17 protein-coding genes and 1 tRNA gene are annotated in these 16956 nt (G+C 50.8%); 8 read left to right on the top strand and 10 right to left on the bottom strand.

The window, feature by feature from the left end; all coding sequences use genetic code 11:
* Positions 1 to 45 precede the first annotated feature (45 nt).
* From FN001_RS02650 to FN001_RS02660, 3 genes are read right to left on the bottom strand one after another with little or no spacing between them, the layout of a single operon-like run.
* Complete coding sequence (locus tag FN001_RS02650) at positions 46 to 1170, bottom strand: M20 family metallopeptidase (protein WP_142410704.1); 1125 nt, start codon at positions 1168 to 1170, stop codon at positions 46 to 48.
* Positions 1171 to 1218: 48 nt separating this feature from the next.
* Positions 1219 to 2547 carry an MATE family efflux transporter gene (locus FN001_RS02655; RefSeq protein ID WP_243121920.1) on the bottom strand — a complete coding sequence of 443 codons (1329 nt, stop codon included), beginning with the start codon at positions 2545 to 2547 and terminating at the stop codon, positions 1219 to 1221.
* A gap of 32 nt (positions 2548 to 2579) precedes the next feature.
* Complete coding sequence (locus tag FN001_RS02660) at positions 2580 to 3746, bottom strand: M20 family metallopeptidase (protein ID WP_142410706.1); 1167 nt, start codon at positions 3744 to 3746, stop codon at positions 2580 to 2582.
* A 331-nt stretch (positions 3747 to 4077) separates the two neighbouring features.
* Here FN001_RS02660 and larE point away from each other — a divergent pair, with 331 nt between their 5' ends.
* The gene (gene larE, locus FN001_RS02665; RefSeq protein ID WP_142410707.1) at positions 4078 to 4908 is read left to right on the top strand and encodes an ATP-dependent sacrificial sulfur transferase LarE; all 831 of its coding nucleotides are present in this window, start codon (positions 4078 to 4080) and stop codon (positions 4906 to 4908) included.
* A gap of 171 nt (positions 4909 to 5079) precedes the next feature.
* Here larE and FN001_RS02670 read toward each other — a convergent pair whose 3' ends face one another.
* The gene (locus FN001_RS02670) at positions 5080 to 5334 is read right to left on the bottom strand and encodes a hypothetical protein (protein ID WP_142410708.1); all 255 of its coding nucleotides are present in this window, start codon (positions 5332 to 5334) and stop codon (positions 5080 to 5082) included.
* Positions 5335 to 5455: 121 nt separating this feature from the next.
* Between FN001_RS02670 and FN001_RS02675 the strand changes: the two genes are divergently transcribed.
* On the top strand, positions 5456 to 6670 hold the full coding sequence (locus tag FN001_RS02675; protein WP_185911820.1) for a metallophosphoesterase: 1215 nt from the start codon (positions 5456 to 5458) through the stop codon (positions 6668 to 6670).
* A 60-nt stretch (positions 6671 to 6730) separates the two neighbouring features.
* The gene (locus FN001_RS02680; RefSeq protein WP_142410710.1) at positions 6731 to 7906 is read left to right on the top strand and encodes a M20 metallopeptidase family protein; all 1176 of its coding nucleotides are present in this window, start codon (positions 6731 to 6733) and stop codon (positions 7904 to 7906) included.
* Between the two features lie 67 nt (positions 7907 to 7973).
* On the opposite strand, the gene FN001_RS02685 is transcribed toward FN001_RS02680, so the two are convergent.
* From FN001_RS02685 to trmB, 5 genes are all read right to left on the bottom strand, one after another.
* Positions 7974 to 8942, bottom strand: coding sequence for a P1 family peptidase (locus tag FN001_RS02685; protein ID WP_142410711.1), 969 nt, complete (start codon positions 8940 to 8942; stop codon positions 7974 to 7976).
* Between the two features lie 157 nt (positions 8943 to 9099).
* Positions 9100 to 9172: transfer RNA gene (locus tag FN001_RS02690), tRNA-Lys, on the bottom strand.
* A 193-nt stretch (positions 9173 to 9365) separates the two neighbouring features.
* Positions 9366 to 9683 carry a thioredoxin gene (gene trxA, locus FN001_RS02695; protein WP_117513504.1) on the bottom strand — a complete coding sequence of 106 codons (318 nt, stop codon included), beginning with the start codon at positions 9681 to 9683 and terminating at the stop codon, positions 9366 to 9368.
* Between the two features lie 16 nt (positions 9684 to 9699).
* Complete coding sequence (locus FN001_RS17955) at positions 9700 to 9837, bottom strand: hypothetical protein (RefSeq protein ID WP_166462232.1); 138 nt, start codon at positions 9835 to 9837, stop codon at positions 9700 to 9702.
* Between the two features lie 54 nt (positions 9838 to 9891).
* Positions 9892 to 10557: a tRNA (guanosine(46)-N7)-methyltransferase TrmB gene (gene trmB, locus FN001_RS02700; RefSeq protein ID WP_021904025.1), complete on the bottom strand. Its 666-nt coding sequence runs from the start codon at positions 10555 to 10557 to the stop codon at positions 9892 to 9894.
* Positions 10558 to 10877: 320 nt separating this feature from the next.
* On the opposite strand from trmB, the gene FN001_RS02705 reads away from it, so the two are divergent.
* On the top strand, positions 10878 to 11687 hold the full coding sequence (locus tag FN001_RS02705; RefSeq protein WP_015552858.1) for an SH3 domain-containing protein: 810 nt from the start codon (positions 10878 to 10880) through the stop codon (positions 11685 to 11687).
* Between the two features lie 116 nt (positions 11688 to 11803).
* Here FN001_RS02705 and FN001_RS02710 read toward each other — a convergent pair whose 3' ends face one another.
* Positions 11804 to 12718: a LysR family transcriptional regulator gene (locus FN001_RS02710; RefSeq protein WP_142410712.1), complete on the bottom strand. Its 915-nt coding sequence runs from the start codon at positions 12716 to 12718 to the stop codon at positions 11804 to 11806.
* Positions 12719 to 12992: 274 nt separating this feature from the next.
* On the opposite strand from FN001_RS02710, the gene FN001_RS02715 reads away from it, so the two are divergent.
* The 4 genes from FN001_RS02715 (at position 12993) to FN001_RS02730 (ending at position 16921) form a co-directional block, all read left to right on the top strand.
* On the top strand, positions 12993 to 13304 hold the full coding sequence (locus tag FN001_RS02715) for an ATPase (protein WP_117483838.1): 312 nt from the start codon (positions 12993 to 12995) through the stop codon (positions 13302 to 13304).
* A gap of 3 nt (positions 13305 to 13307) precedes the next feature.
* Positions 13308 to 14363 (top strand): V0D/AC39 family V-type ATPase subunit, encoded by a 1056-nt coding sequence (locus tag FN001_RS02720; RefSeq protein WP_142410713.1) that lies wholly within the window; start codon positions 13308 to 13310, stop codon positions 14361 to 14363.
* 17 nt (positions 14364 to 14380) lie between these two features.
* On the top strand, positions 14381 to 16309 hold the full coding sequence (locus FN001_RS02725) for a V-type ATP synthase subunit I (protein ID WP_142410714.1): 1929 nt from the start codon (positions 14381 to 14383) through the stop codon (positions 16307 to 16309).
* 180 nt (positions 16310 to 16489) lie between these two features.
* The gene (locus tag FN001_RS02730) at positions 16490 to 16921 is read left to right on the top strand and encodes an ATP synthase subunit C (RefSeq protein WP_015552854.1); all 432 of its coding nucleotides are present in this window, start codon (positions 16490 to 16492) and stop codon (positions 16919 to 16921) included.
* Positions 16922 to 16956 lie beyond the last annotated feature (35 nt).

A 16956-nucleotide genomic window follows, 5' to 3' on the forward strand; every position in this document is an offset into this window, starting at 1 on the left:
TTTAGGCAATACGCTCTCTGTTTATATCTTATGTATTGAAATCTCTCAGATCGTCACTACAAACGAAGCCAGCATCGCGATCCTCGGAATATACTGGTCGATCAGGATGTACTCGTTTGCGGAGTGGGCCCCGTCACCGGCTGCGCCGAGACCGTCAAGGGTCGGAATACCCAGAGCAGACACCTCGTTTCCATCGCTGCCGCCGCCTACAAACTGATGGGAAAACTTAAGCCCGACCTTCTCGCCGCAGATCTTCGCCTTCTCGAGGAGCGCCATGTTCGCCTCCGTCTCCTCCATCGGCATCTTGCTGTCCCGTTCGATGACTTCCCTTGTAGTCCCCGGAACCGTCGTCCTGATCTCGTTGATCGCCTTGCGGATCCTATCGCCCTCGGCGGCTGTCTTTACGCGGCAGTCGATCTCGATCTCTGCCTTTGCCGGAACAACGTTCGGTTTTGTACCGCCGCTGCAAACGCCCACATTGACGGTAGTTCCAGCCTCGTAATCTGTCAGTTTCTGGATTGCGAGGATCTCATGTGCCAGCTCCTCGATGGCGTTGATCCCCTCTTTATGGGCATTTCCCGCATGGGATGCCTTTCCGTGAATCCTTACGGTAAAACGGACAAGGCCTTTTCTTCCTGTCTTTAAATCTCCGTTCGCTGTACACGGCTCGCAGACAAGCGCCGCCTTCGCGTCCTTCGCAAGCTCACAAATGATATCGGTAGACTCAGCACTTCCGGTCTCCTCGTCACCGTTAAAGATGAATTCCAGTCTCTTTCCCGGATCGATCCCAAGATCCTTATATGCCTTTACGGTCCAGATCGCGGAAATAAGCCCGCCTTTCATGTCATAAACACCCGGTCCGTGGAGCTCATTTCCTTCTGTATAATACCTCAGCGCACCGATGAGATGTACGGTGTCATAATGACCGATAAACAGGATCTTCTCCGTACCCTTTCCATACTGGAACCGCACCGGACAGTGTCCATTCTCCGCCTCGTAGACAAAGCAGTCCTCTCCTGTGCGCTCCTTGATCAGCATGACCAGCTTTTCCCGCACCTTTGCCAGAGCCTCAATATCTGAAGTGCTGGCCTCTGTCAGGACCAGAGATTTTAAGTCCTCAAAGATCTCCGTCTCATGTTCTTTTAAGTAAGCAAGTATTTTCTGTTCCATGATTTCTGTCCTTTCTCCTGTAATTGATACTGTATACCTATCTGTATCTTACTTCTTTATCACGCGGATCTTCTTCCATTTCCCTGTCAGATACCATCCAAACGAGATCACATAATTCGCGGCCCAGCCAAGGGGAACCGCCATCCATGCGACCTGAATCCCGTAGACTGGAGCAAACAGGTTCGTCACGCTGACACGGATCGCGAGATTCACGAGATTTGCCACCGTAAATGCCGTCACATCACCCGCGCCGCGGAGCAGACCGTCCGTGGATGCCTTGAGGCCGATAAATGAGTAGAAAAACGATAAGAACTTCACATAACTGAGTCCCACCGAATACGCCTCACTGCTGCCGCTGTCAAGGAACAGGGACACAAATGCGCCTCCTGCCAGCTGGTACATTATGCAGAGCACAGCACCCGCCGTCAGGACGATCACATAGCACATCCGGTAACCTTCCTTCACCCGGTCGATCTTTCCGGCCCCCATATTCTGGGCTGTGAAGGTTGACATGGCATTTCCCATGGCGAGCATTGGCACGATGCTTAAGGACTCGATCCGCATGCCCGCGGAGTATCCGGCGATCGCCGTGGAGCCGAAGCTGTTGATCACAGACTGGACCAGCAGGATTCCGATATGGACGATGGACTGCTGCAGTGTGGACGGAACGGCGATCTTCACCATGGAGACCGCCATCTCTCCGCTGTAGAGACGCACCGGTTCCTCGGCAGGATACCCCTTTAGCTTCCGCATCAGAAGCAGGAACGAGATCACCGCCGAGATTCCCTGTGCGATCAATGTCGCCAGCGCAACGCCACGGACGCCCTGCTTGAAAATGATCACGAGGATCATGTCCAGCACGATGTTTAACAGGGAAGAAAAGATCAAAAGGTACAGCGGCTTCTTTGAATCTCCCAGTGCGTTGAAGATCGATGCCTGAACGTTATACATGAACAGAAACGGCAGTCCGAGAAAGTAGATCGCCAGATACAGCGCCGCATCCGAGAAAATATCCTCCGGTACGTTGACGAGATTCAGGATCCGGTTGTTGAACAGGAGCCCCACTGCTGCCAGAAACGCCGCAATCCCAAGAAAATTGAACATCGTTGTGTAGACTGCCGTCTTCATCTTCGCGAGTTTTCCCGCTCCCAGAAACTGGGAGATCACCACGGAGCTTCCGATTCCGCCGCCGATGGCGATGGCAATAAAGACGTTCGTGATCGCATAGGATGCGCCAACCGCCGCTAACGCCTGTTCCCCGACGAATTTTCCTACCACTACTGAGTCCGTGATGTTGTAAAACTGCTGAAATAGATTTCCGAGTATCATCGGAAGCACGAAGAAAAGCAGGGATTTTCCCGGATTGTCCGTCAGCATGTCATATTTTTTTCTTGTCTCTTTCATGTCTGTCAAAACGTAATGATGGAAGCCAACGCCAGTTTCGCTCTGGAAAACAGTGTCTCAGCTACCGCATACTCCTCCATTGAATGATTGTTCGCGCCCTTGACGCCCATGGCGCAAACTACCGGAACGCCTTCCGCCGCAGCCAGGCAGGAATCGGACCAGCCGCCAACTTTCTTTGTCTGCAGCTTTCCGTAACCGATCATGTCTGCCGCCTTCTGGACATGGCGGAAAAGTTCCAGATTTTTCTCCGATACCGGCATTACCGTGCTCGGCTTCGTCCAGGTCACATCTGCCGTCGTGTCCGGGACAGTTCTCGTCTCCGCGATCCTTTTGATCGCCTGAAGTGTTTCCTCAAGGCGCTCAAAGCTGTCGTAGCGGATGTCGATTCCAACCTCACAGGACGCAGCCACTGCGTTTGCAACCGTTCCGCCCCGGATCACACCTACATTCACAAAAAGTCCATGTTCAAAATCGTGAAGCTTCTGGATCTCGATGACCTTATGCGCCATCTCCAAAATCGCGTTTCTTCCGCGCTCCGGATCATTTCCCGCGTGAGCGGCGACCCCGTGAACGGTGAGTGTCACGCGGCAGGAACCTTTTCTTCCGACAACGAGTCCGTCATCGATAAATCCCGTCTCAAAGTTGAATGCCGCCGCGCATCCCGCGCAGAGTTTCCGGATCTCTGACTCCGCATTTGTCTGACGGTGTCCGTTCTCCTCATCTCCCGCAAAGACAACGCGGATCGGGCGTTTCCCATATCCGTACTCATGGAGCGCCTTTAAAACGTAGACAACGATCACAAGTCCCGCCTTCATATCCAGAACTCCCGGTCCGTAGGCATTTCCGTTCGCATCGATGCGGAACGGATTTTTCTCCAGTGTGCCTTTCGCGAATACCGTGTCCATGTGTCCGATCAGAACGATGGGCTGGCCTGCTGCCTCTTTATTCCATACACCTGTCAGGAGGTTTCCGAAACGTTCCATCGGAATCACAGCTGTCTCCACTCCGGCACTTTCCAGTTCATCCTTTAAGACCGCACCTACCCGGTCAACGCCCTCTTTATCCGGGGTTCCGCTTTCGATAGAAACGATCTTTTCCCATAGCGACAGCATCTCGTCCCTGTGACGGTCTATATACGCGGATGTCTTCACGATTAGTCCTCTGTCTTCCATAGCCTGCATCCTCCTTGTCATTTTATTCATCTATGATATAACAAACATACTGAAATGAAAATACTGAAAATCTATAAAAATCGGGAATTCCGCCTGACGGTAACACCTTCCCGGTTACAAGCTTGACTTCTATGTCTCTGCGAATTATAATGAGTGAATTAAACCTACCATTTTACTATGAAGGTATGGCCGCCCGTACGAGGCTGCTAAGATAAACGCTCCGCGAGGATGCGCAGTGATTCTGATAGGAATATGTCAGCTTCTCTGACCAGAATCACGCGGCAAGTCTCACAGACGTTCAACTTGAATATGAAAGGACGGAGAATTCCTTATGAACAACACGATCAACGTTTCCATAGACTGCGTTCCGGCCGCACTCCGGGAATTTTTTGCGGAGCATTCCACCATCGCCCTGGCTTTTTCCGGCGGAACGGATTCCTCTTATCTTCTCTATGCCGCAAAGGCCTGCGGAGCAAATGTACATGCCTACTATGTCTCCACGCCGTTCCAGCCGCAATTTGAGTTAGATGACGCGAAGCTTCTCGCTGAATCATTACACGCGGACATGACGGTCCTGCCCTTTGATGTGCTGACGGATAAAGTCGTAAAGAGCAATCCGAAAGACCGCTGTTACTACTGCAAGAATCAGGTATTCAGCGGAATCCTGAAAGCCGCAAAGGAGGACGGCTTTACCGAGATCATGGACGGAACGAATGCCTCCGATGACGCCGGTGACCGCCCGGGCATGCGCGCTTTAAAAGAAATGAAGGTACTGTCCCCGCTGCGCCTTTCCGGAATAACAAAAACGGCACTCCGGGAATATTCCCGAAATGCCGGATTATTTACATGGAACAAGCCCGCCTACGCCTGTCTTGCGACGAGAGTTCCGTCGGGAATTTCCATCGAAGCTTCTGTGTTAAAGGATGTGGAATGGGCGGAGAAATCCCTCTCCGACCTTGGATTCCGCGATTTCCGCGTCCGCGTGTACCCGGATCCCGCTGCCGCGGACCCAAAGGCCAATGCGCCGTGGTGCGCAAAACTCCAGCTCACCGAGGACATGATCCCGAAGCTTATGGAGCAGCGGAAGGAGATCTGCGCGCTCTTAAAGCAGAGATTTACGGATGTGACACTGGATCTTGTGGCGAGAACACCGTCGATGTAGGGAACGTCTCCCACATCTGTACACCAGATCTAATGCTCTGTATACGCAGATCGGCTAAAGTCTATAAAACAGGGAACGAGTATAACCGGCTTAACTTCACCGGTCATACTCGTTCTTAAAATATTTTTCACCCCGAAAACTTCCGGGCCTTTTTGTATACAGGATTCCTCTCTATGTCACCTCATTCAGCCAGGCTACTGCCGCTTTGATCCCGTCCTCGCTGAATTTAAATTCCTGATACGTCTTTTTTTCATCTTCCGTCACAGAAAAAATAAACGGTCCCGGCCAGGTGACCGCCTGGATCTTATCCGGCTCGCCTTCCTCTCCGCTGATCTTCCGGATCATAAAATTCGTTCCCTTTTCACTTCCGGTAAATGTTGTCTTCTTTAAGTATGGAATGGAGATCATTCCTGTCAGATCGATCATAACAACCTCTTTTCTTCTTTTCCATTGCAAATTGTTAAAGTGTTCGCTATACTTACACCATAAACCACCGTACAGGAATCATTATACACCATTCCTGTCCACGAAGCATCAGGAGTATCTCATGTTAGCTGTATTTTTATCTCCGATCTACCTGTTATTTCAGGCATACATTCTTTTATGGCTCTACGCCTGGGCGGATTCCTGCTCCCCGGCGTTTCATTCACTGTTTTTCAGGATCCCTGTCACAGTCCTCTACCTGTTTTTTGCCGTCAGCCCGCTGACCGGATTTCTCATCACAAAAGAACCGCTTCACCATTTTCTCCGGGTGATCAGCAACTACTGGCTCGGCACTCTGGAATATATCCTGCTTTTTATCATCACCTTCGACGTGATCCGCCGTGTCACCGGCCATTCCTTCTTTATGAAATACCGGTATCCGGCCATGCTGCATACCATGCCGAAAAATCTCGTGATCTTTGGCGGCTTTGCCATTGGCCTGATCCTTATGGTCAGCATTTACGGTGTCCTGCATGCAAGACGGGTCTATGTGCGGCAGGATCCGGTCGTTATCGAAAAGAGTTCTTCTCTTCCGGGACTTAAGATCGCCCTGATCGCGGATCTTCACCTTGGATACAACTCCACGAAGTCCCATGTAAGAAAGATCGTAGACACCATTAACTCCCAAAATGTCGATCTCGTCTGCATTGCCGGAGATCTCTTCGACAATGATTACGATGCGATCAAGGACCCGGATAAGGTGGCTGACATTCTATCCGGTATCAAGAGCCGGTACGGCACATACGCCTGCTGGGGCAACCATGACGTAAGCGAGAAGATCCTCGCCGGATTCACATTTCCACAGAAGGAAACGATCGTCCGGGACGGGCGGTTTACGGAATTTCTGCACCACGCCGGTATCACGATGCTGGAGGACGAGACCGTCTGCATCAATAATGCATTCTATCTTGTCGGCCGCCGGGATAAGGATATGGCAAAAAAAGAACAGCTCCCGCGGAAAACCTTTGCTGAGATCACCGAACCTCTCGATCCCTCACTTCCCATCATCGTCATGGATCACCAGCCGGGAGAATTGTCAAAAGCCTCCGATGCCGGTGTCGATCTGGACCTCTCCGGCCATACCCATGACGGTCAGATGTTTCCGGCAAACCTTGTGGTCCATTTTCTCTGGGAAAATGCCTGCGGAGTCCTGAAAAAGGGGTCTATGACGTCTATTGTCACCTCCGGTGCCGGTGTCTGGGGACCGGCGATGCGGGTCGGGACTAACAATGAAGTCGTGATCGCAAATGTGTCGTTTGATCCAGCCACAGACCAATAAGCTGTTGTTCCTATAAGTTGTTCCTACAAATAGTATAAACGAGAAAAACGGAGGTTTTATATGAAAGAATTTGTCAAGTCCATCACAAGCCCTTATGAAAAAGAACTGATCGAAACACGCCGTTACCTGCACCGACACCCGGAGCTCTCCTTTCAGGAGACAGACACTGCCGCTTACATCCGCAGCACCCTGAATGCCCTGGGCATCCCGCTGATGGAAGGGATCTCCGGAACCAGCACGGTCGCTGTCATAAAAGGCGAAAAAACCGGTCCATGCATCGCGTTCCGCGCGGACATCGACGCGCTCCCGGTGGAGGAAGAAAATGATCTCCCGTTTAAGTCCGAGGTTCCCGGCGTTATGCATGCCTGTGGACACGATATCCATACCGCAGTCCTTTTAACCTTCGCAAAGGTCCTCACAGCCCATCCGGAGCTTGTCCGTGGAACTGTGAAGCTAATCTTTCAGGCAGCCGAAGAAAAGCTCCCGGGAGGCGCCAAGGCGCTCTGCGAGGAAGGTGCCATGAAGGATGTCGATCTCATCTATGGTTTCCACTGTGCTTCCGCGTTTCCGCTCGGCACCATCGCCGTGACTCCCCGGGCGTATTCCGCAGCGATCGGTATTTATGAAGTGAAGATCCATGGAAAGGGCGGTCATGGCGGTTATCCGCAGAATGCCCTGAACCCGGTCCCCGTGGCCTGCATGGTCGGATCTGCTTTAAACCAGATCCTGGCTGAGAAAAAGAATCCGCTGGAAGGCGGTGTTCTTACGGTTTCCTATATAAATGGCGGCCAGTATCCGAATATCATCACGGACACTGTGACTCTCGGCGGCAATGTCCGCACTTTAAACAATGACCTGATCGACAAAGTCTTTGACTCCATCCACTCCATCAGCAGGGGGATCTGCGCCGGATTCGGCCTCACCTGCGATGTGACCACGACTCTGGGCTATCCGGCAGCCATCAACGTGCCGGAGGAGATCGAAACGGTCCGCAGTGTCACAAGAGACCTCGGATATACCGTCTACGAGCGCCCGGATGCCCTTGGCGGTGAGGATTTTGCCTACTATCTTCTTGAGAAGCCGGGTGCCTACTTTCAGATCGGAATGGCTGATCCCGAACGCCCGATTACCTCTTCCCCGCACCATAACTGCCATTTCCAGTTAGATGAGCGCGGAATTTCAGAGGCGCTTGAGATGGAGCTTGGTCTGTACCTGCGCGTGACAGGACAGATGTAACCGTATAGAAAAAGCGGCTGTCATATCGGCAAAGCTTTGCCGGGCAGCCGCTCTTTTTCACTCTTTTTTACAAATCCTTCGCTCCAACAAGTCCGTAGGCCGACTCCGCGCTCCTCACAGCCCTCAGGATCGCCTCCGCCATAACCTGGGCACCGAGGGTTCCGACCATATCCTGATCTGCCTTCACATCGCCCACAGACAGAGCGTAGATGCTGTCTCCGTCGGAAGAGGTATGAACAGGACGGATCGCCCGCGCATAGCCGTCGTGGGCCATTCCGGCGATCTTGCAGAGGCTGCTCTTCGGGAATGCCGCGTTCGTAATCACCGCACCGATGGTCGTATTCTCTGTCGCGCCGGTGAACTTGTTCTTGATCACTTCATAGCTCTTATAAACGGCTTCTTCTGTGTCCGCAAATGTCTTCCTGTCCGCATTTAAAAGACCGGCGACCTTCTTTCCGTCCTTCCAGTCATAGATATCGCCTCTCGCATTCACCGCAACGATTGCGCCGACCTTCAGATCCCCAATCTGCACCGCATAGCTTCCGATTCCGCCCTTCATGCAGAGAGACTTGTCACCCAGCTTTCCGACGGACGCGCCTGTTCCAGCGCCGAAGTTTCCATCCTGATAATTATTCTTCTCCGCGCCCTCGCATGCCGCGTATCCCATGGCCTTATCCGGTCTCGTCTTAAAATCCCCGACCATCAGGTCAAACAGGCAGGACTCGCATACAAGCGGTACCTTCGTGATTCCCACATCAAAGCCGATCCCACGTTCTTCCAGATACTCCATAACGCCCCCAGCCGCGTCCAGACCGAACGCACTTCCGCCGCTGAGTAAAACTGCCTGGATCATGTCAGCCGCCGCCATGGGCTTTAAGAGCTCCGATTCCCTGGATGCCGGGCCGCCCCCACGCACATCCAGCCCGGCTGCCGCGCCCCGCTCGCAGATAATAACCGTACACCCGGTCCCCGCCTCTTTATTCTCTGCACTGCCGATCCTGATGTTTTCGATCTCTGTGATCTTGATTTCTTTCATCCTTTTAATCTCCCTTTAATTACCTGTGATTCCGAAACAGGATCCCCTAAATGAGGATCCTGTTGGTAAAATTTTCATACACTTCTCCGGGCTTTCCTATTACACAAAAAACACCGTCCCGGCGGCTTATCATCCGCTAAAACAGTGCTTTTTTTCGTGCACCTTCAGGGATTCGAACCCTGGACAAATAGATTAAGAGTCTACTGCTCTACCAGCTGAGCTAAAGGTGCTTGGTTTGTTGTTTTTCTTTGTTTTGTTTGCCTCATCCGTGGCACGTTTTGTATTATAGGATAAACCAAGGAAAAAGTCAACACCTTTTTTGAAATTTTTTTAATTTTTTTGTTTTTCAAAAAACAGGTACAAATGAAACGATTAAAAAAGCCAGCAAACATGCGGGTTTGCCGGCTTTTTTGTTCCTGTTTCTTACAACATCTCTTTGATCGCATTTTCCAGAACTTCTTTATCCTGAAGTCCAACGCTCTTGGAAAAAACTTCGCCGTTCTTAAAAAGGATGATCGTCGGGATAGACATAACTCCGTAGCGGGCAGCAATATCACTGTTCTCGTCTACATCGAGTTTGCCGATCTTTACTTTTCCGTCGTACTCCTCAGCGAGCTCTTCGATCACCGGAGCCATCATACGGCACGGGCCGCACCATGTCGCAAAGAAATCCACAACTACCGGGATCTCTGAGCCCAGAACATCAGCATCAAAATTTGCGCTTGTAAATACTGTTTCCATGTTATTTTCTCCTTTATTATTTTTTCTTTTTGCCGCAGACCACAGCGTTCGCCTCGTCAAAACACTTCTTGACCCGGATAATCTTCCGGTTCAGTTCTGTCTTGTCGCAGGTTGTCTGCGCGAGCCACCGTTTCAGACATGTCCACATACTCATCCGTCACACAGCCTTTTTGCCATTTCTCATTTAATATATGCAGACATTCCCGGCTTATTCAGCCTGTTTTGCGGTAACCTTCTTGTCGCGACAGGCCGTCAGCTTGCAGATTGGTTTCCCTTCCGCAGAAAACTTTGTCTCATACTCTGTCATGACATTTCCCTCCGCCATGTCACTGTGGTGAAGATCAAACGTATGGGATGTGACCTGCCATCCGGCTTCCGGGATGGATTCTAAGGAGTAGCGGAACAGATCCTGATTGTCCGTCTTGAACTCGATGATTCCGTCCGGCTGTAAGATCTTATCATACACCGCAAGGAAACGGTCTGATGTCAGGCGGCGCTTCGCATGGCGGTCCTTCGGCCACGGATCAGAAAAGTTTAAGTAGATCCGCTCCACCTCGTCCTCCGCGAACACGTCCGCAAGCTCTAACGCATCGATTCTCATAAAATAAATATTGGAAAGCTCCAGCTCCGCGCGTTTCTGGAGTCCGCGGAGCAGGACGCTGGAATAGCGCTCGATTCCCACATAGTTGATATCCGGGTTCATCTGGGCAAGCTCCATGATGAATTTCCCCTTTCCCATTCCGACTTCGATGCGGATCGGGTTATCGTTTCCGAAGAATTCATGCCACTTTCCTTTCAGTGACTGCGGATCCTGGACCACATATGGGCTCTCAGCAATCTCTTCTTCCGCGCCTTTGATATGGCGTAATCTCATAATATATTTCCTCCTGCACAATGATCCTGTTTTTGCTTGTGTCTCATTTTATCATTGAAAACCTTATTTTGCAAGGAGACTATGTTTTCCCTCTATATACCCTAAATATATATTTTGGAAACAGAAAATTCTTAATTTGTTCAAAAATATTTCGTGCAATTTTCCTATTATTCCAGTATAATAAAGATAATGGCTGACAAAATCGCTCTTTTCGCGTCCGCGGAGGTTTCCGCAGATGCACAGCATTACACAAAGAAAAGCGGCCTATGAGATCTGGCATCCTCACAGACCGTTAAAATACATAAAACGGAGGGATTTATATGGCAAGAAACGACATTCCTAACGGATGGGATAAGATCCGTCAGAATGTTCAGGAGACCGAGCGTCTCATGGGACAAAAGCAATACAACCAGTCCATGATCAAAGCAAAACAGACCGTGGAATACATGGTTAAGCTCCAATGTGAACAGGCGGGGATCATGGAAGGCTCCATGGACTCTATGATCCACGAGCTCTACAACAACGGCTGGATCTCAAAATCCACCGCCGAGCACTACTTACAGATCTACGACATCGGCACAAAAGCCGCAAAAAACGGCGATAACGGTGCCTACAATGCAAACCAGGCCTACCACGTGCTGTCCCAGGAGATCTACTCCTTTGCAGACAACGGGAAAGCCCCCCGCGGAAGACGCCCGGCCGGTAGCCGTCCCCAGCAGTCCAGAAACCGCAGCGCCGGTTCCCGGCAGTCCGGAAGCGGCATGCAGCCGGCTGATCTTTTAAAATTTGTGGTTCCGATCGTCCTCGTGATCATCCTGATCGTCCTGATCCGTGTCCTCACGCCGAAGAAACCGGCTACAGAGGAGACCTCCGCACCAGTGATCACAACGGAAACAGCAGAGACCACAGCCCCGGAGACTGAACCGGAGAGCACAGCTTCCGGCTCCTCCTACAAGACAACAACGACCTTGAACGTCCGCAAAGAACCGTCCACCGACGCGGACCGCATCGGAAAACTGGACCCGGGCGCATCCGTTGAATATCTCCGCGACCACGACGATACCTGGGCCGTCATCAAGTACAACGGACAGGAAGCCTATGTCGCGAAGGAATTTCTAACAGCGGAGTAATGACTTATTGGAATATCAAATTCAAAAAAGCTCTAAAGCCAATATTTAGGGCGGGATTCCGATGGATCCCGCCCTATTGCTGGCTTCAGAGTTCTTTTTTCATTTATACTACATTCTTACACCGTCACATCTCCCATCCCCGACGGGTCTTTCTCAAAATACTTACAGAAATAATTCACAAACTCATCCACCACCGACTTATTTCCTGCCTGCTCAAACACCGTGACCACCAGGTCACGCCTGCAGTTCGGGTAACGGATCGGGATCAGGACAACACCGTGCCCCGGCTTTCCACCCCAGGCTTTTTCCGGCCAGAAGCCGATTCCAAGCCCTGCCGCGATCAGGTTGCGCACCGACTCCGGACTGTTGCTCTCGAACACCGCCTGAGGACGGATCCCGGCTCTCCTGCAGAAATCATCGCAGATCCCGCGAAGCTGCCAGCCGTTTCCGAGACGGATGAAATTTTCTTCCTTCACTTCCCGCAGATCAACGGTCTTATGCTTCGCAAACTTTGAATCCGGCGGCACTGCCAGAAAAATCTCCTCCCGCAGATATTCCCGTCTTACCACACCATCCGGAAGTTCCTGCGGATGCGGAGGCGTCACAGATATAGCAATCCTTGATTCGATATGGATATCACAGCTCTCCGTCATCTCAAGCTGGGATACCTGAAACTGGACATCCGGTTTCAGGGCCCGATAGGAAATAATACTGTTCGTAATGAGGTTCGACGCGGACAGGAAATTTAAATAGATCGTGCGCTCCGATGAATAAACTGACTCCCAGAGCTCATCCTTTAGATTATCGATGGATTCCAGAATCGGGATCAGGCGTTTTTTCAGGAGTTTCCCCTGTTCGTTGAGCTCGATCCGGTGATTTTTCCGGTCAAAAAGGCTTACGCCGAGCTCTGTCTCCAGACGTTTGATGGACTGGGACAATGCCGGCTGGGCGATATGCAGATCTTCTGCCGCTTTTGTCAGATTTTCATACCGCGCTGCCGCCAAAAAATACCGAAACTGCTGGATTTCCATATCATTCCCCCTTTTTCTTTCGCGCCTTAACGATCATGTTAATTTTGTGCTAATTTTTTGTTCATTTATAGCATTTTCCGATTATTATAACATTCATGTTATAACAGCATAATTATTATATATTTGAAATTCCTGATTTTCAAGCTATATTATAATGTTACCGGGGTCAGACACCCAGGAAAACCTGACTTGAATTTTACCGCATAAAACTCCGAGGTTTCTGGCCCCCTCCCCCCGGATGAGGGAAAATCCTTCTCAGAAAGGAGACAAATCAATGAACAATATCATCAATCAGCTCTCCCAGATTGAAGAAAAGACTGTCGCGATCTTAGACGGCGCTGCTGACAAGAAAAAAACTCTTGCAGCAGAATATGAGGCAAAGACGAAACAGTTTGACAAGGAGCTGAATCATGAAACCGAACTGGAGATCCAGTCCATGCGCCAGAAAATGGAGGCAGAAGCCGCCGCGGAGCTTGACAGGCAGAAAACCGCCGCCGGTGACCAGATCGCCCGCCTGGAACAGCATTACGAAGAAAAGCATTCCTGGTATGTGGACTCCCTCTTCCGTTCTATGACCGAGGTGTGATCTATGGGAAGTCTCATCACTTACAGTGCGATTGCTGCCAAGCTTGCCGCGATGCGCGGGCATTTCCTCACGGATGATGAGTTCTCGGTCCTCGCGGGAATGGAGAATGTACCGGCTGCCGTCGAATACCTGAAAAGTTCTCCCGCCTACAGGGATGTTTTTTCCGGTGTCGAAAATGAGGAACTCCACAGAAGTAAGATTGAAGAGCTTTTGTGGCACTCCCTCTACGGTGATTTCTCAAGGCTGTTCCGATTCGCAAACGGAACCCAGAGAAAATTTCTGGATCTCTACTTTCTCCATTTCGAGATCGATGTCATGAAACGGTGTCTGAGGGACGCGGTTTCCGGAAAACGCTCAGATCTGAACTTTAAGAGCTTTGAGCCCTTCTTCCGAAAGCACTCCCACCTGGATTTCACCGCCCTGACTGATTCAAAAGATCTGGACGAATATCTGGACAGCATTCAGAACACCCCTTATTATGGCCCGTTAAAGGACTTAAAGGATCAGGGCATCACTTCCCTGTCTGAGTTCGAATCTGCTCTGGACACCCTGTACTTCATCCGTTTCTGGAAAAGTTTAAAAGACCAGCTCTCAAAAGACGACCGGGCGGCCATCGCCGACTGTGCCGGTGAAAAGATCGATCTTTTAAATATTGAATGGCTCGCAAGAGCGAAACGCCACTACAAATTATCTGCCGATGCCATTATGGAGCTTCTGATCCCCGTATGGCACCGTTTAAAAAAATCTCAGGCAAGAGAGCTTGCCGAAGCGCCGTCTATAGAGGAATTTGACCGGATCCTAAAGGGGACCCGCTACGGAAACCGGATCTTTCGGGCATCCGGCGAACAGCAGGAGAATCCGGAACTGCATTCCCTGTTCCGGGCGCTTCTGGATGCTGTGTACAGCAAATCCGGACGGAATGATCCGTATTCCGCGGCTGCGTTAAACAGCTACTTCTATTTTAAGGAAGAAGAGATCAGAAAAATCATCACCACCGTTGAGGGGATCCGTTACAGCCTTGGCAGTTCAGAAATTCTCACCTGCCTGGCAGAAAGTTAGAAAAGGGGGTATGCTTTGTGATCGAAAAAATGAAATTCGTCAGCATCTCCGGGCCAAAGAACGATCTGGACCGAATGGTCAACCAGTATCTCTCCCACTATGAGATCCAGCTGGAAAACGCGCTGACCGAATTAAGATCCGCATCAAAATTAGAACCATATCCCGGAACCAATCCATACCGGGAACCGCTTCAGAAAGCGCAGAAACTTCTCGCTTCCTGTCCCGGCGCAAAACAGCAGGAGATTTCCACCGGAACAATGCCTGTGGAGAACGCCATCACACTTGTAAATGACATGGATACGGAGCTCGCCGCCTCCGATGAGGAGCGGGAGTCCTTAAAGGCAAAAGAAAAAGAAGTCTCTTCCCTGTTGGAGCAGGTACGCCTGTATGTGGAACTGGACTTCGATATTCCGGCAATTCTGAAGCTGAAGCACATCAAATACCGGTTCGGACGTATCAGAAAGGAAAGCTTCCCGCAGCTTCAGGCATTCGCCGACCGCTCGGATGAGACGATCCTGTTCAAATGCCACGAATCAGACCACTATATTTCTTTGCTCTACTTCACACCGGATATCACCTCCGACCGGATCGACACCGTCTTCTCGTCCCTGCAGTTCGAGAGGATCTATCTCCCGGATGAGTACGCCGGAACCCCGAAGACCGAGGTCGAACGTCTGGAAAACGAGCTTGCAAATCTGAAAGCAAAGGAACAGGCCCTGGACGCAAAGGATTCCGAGTACCTGCTGACGAGACAGACCAGTCTCTGGGATGCCAGCCAGGTGCTGAAATCCTATGAAGCAAACTTCAATGTGAGAAAGTATGCGGCATGCACCCATGATAAGGATCATCCGTTCTACATTCTCTGCGGCTGGATGACAAAAGAGGACGCGGAAGCTCTCCACAGGGATCTCGCAAAGGACGCGGATACATTCTTCGTCTTAGAGGACAGCAAAGAGCATGTGACCAGCATTCCGCCCACCAAGTTAAAAAACATTCCGCTGCTGCGGCCGTTTGAGATGTTCGTAAAGATGTACGGACTTCCGTCCTACGACGAGTTTGATCCGACGCTTCTGATCGCCATCACCTACTCCATCTTCTTCGGCTTCATGTTCGGAGATGCCGGACAGGGACTTGTCCTTCTGATCGGCGGTTTCCTGCTCTATAAGTTCAAAAAAATCGATCTGGCAGCCATCATCTCCTGCTGCGGATTCTTCTCGACGATCTTCGGATGCCTCTTCGGAAGCGTCTTCGGATTTGAAGATGTGATTCCGGCGCTGTGGTTAAAGCCGACCGAAGCCATGACGGATCTTCCGTTTGTGGGTCGTCTGAACACCGTGTTCGTCGTTGCCATTGCTCTCGGCATGGGAGTCATCCTCTTTACGATGATCTTAAACATGATTACGAGCTTTAAGAACCATGACACTGAAAAGACCTGGTTCGATACAAACGGTCTCGCAGGCTTCGTCTTTTATTTCAGTCTTGCAGCCACCATCGTAATGTTCATGAGCGGACATACACTTCCGGCGGCAGCGATCCTGATCATCATGTTCGTCCTGCCGCTTCTCGTGATGTTCTTTAAGGAACCGCTCACAGCAGTTCTAGAAAAGAAATCTGAGAAGATCTCCGGTGGCGTGGGAATGTTCATCACACAGGGATTTTTCGAGCTGTTTGAAGTACTCTTAAGCTACTTCTCCAACACGCTTTCCTTCGTCCGTGTGGGCGCCTTCGCCGTCAGCCACGCAGCCATGATGCAGGTTGTTTTAATGCTCGCAGGTGCAGAGTCCGGAACACCGTCCATACCGGTCATTGTTCTCGGAAACCTGTTCGTGTGCGGCATGGAGGGCCTGATCGTCGGGATCCAGGTACTCCGTCTCGAGTACTACGAGCTGTTCAGCCGGTTCTATAAAGGAAGCGGCCGGGAATTTAAACCGTTCTACGAGAAATAAGAATAAATGGTAACTGTTCAGTAGGTCTGCGCACTTGCTGCGCTGACCGTAATAAAACATAGGCTGGAAGGCAAAAATCCCATCAGCGAAGCTGATCTGGAATGGATTTTTGCGTGTAACTATGAAGGCACTGAATAGTTACAATAAATGGTAAAATACAGATTTTAGGAGGTCATCGTCATGACAATCGCAGTAAAACTTCTTTTAACCGTTGCACTTATCTTCAGTATTGCAGTCCCCTTCGGAGCTTTCGCCGCAGGTGAAAAGACAAAAGGACGCTATAAAACAGCCCTCGCTGCCAACACCGTAATGTTCTTCGGAACCATGCTCTTCGCTGTCTGCGTACTCTTTGGCGGCACTGCATTCGCAGCCGAATCCACAGCTGCAGCCGGCGGCATCTCCACCGGTATGGGCTACATCGCAGCTGCTCTTTCCACCGGACTTTCCTGTATCGGCGGCGGCGTTGCCGTTTCCGCGGCAGCATCCGCAGCACTTGGCGCTATCAGTGAGGATTCCTCCATTCTTGGTAAATCTCTTATCTTCGTAGGTCTTGCCGAAGGTGTCTGCCTGTACGGACTTATCATTTCCTTCATGATCATCGGTAAACTTTAATGCCTGACAACATGGCTGAACTATTACCAGGAATG

The sequence above is a fragment of the Clostridium sp. Marseille-P7770 genome (assembly GCF_902143525.1).
Classification (GTDB): domain Bacteria; phylum Bacillota; class Clostridia; order Lachnospirales; family Lachnospiraceae; genus Pilosibacter.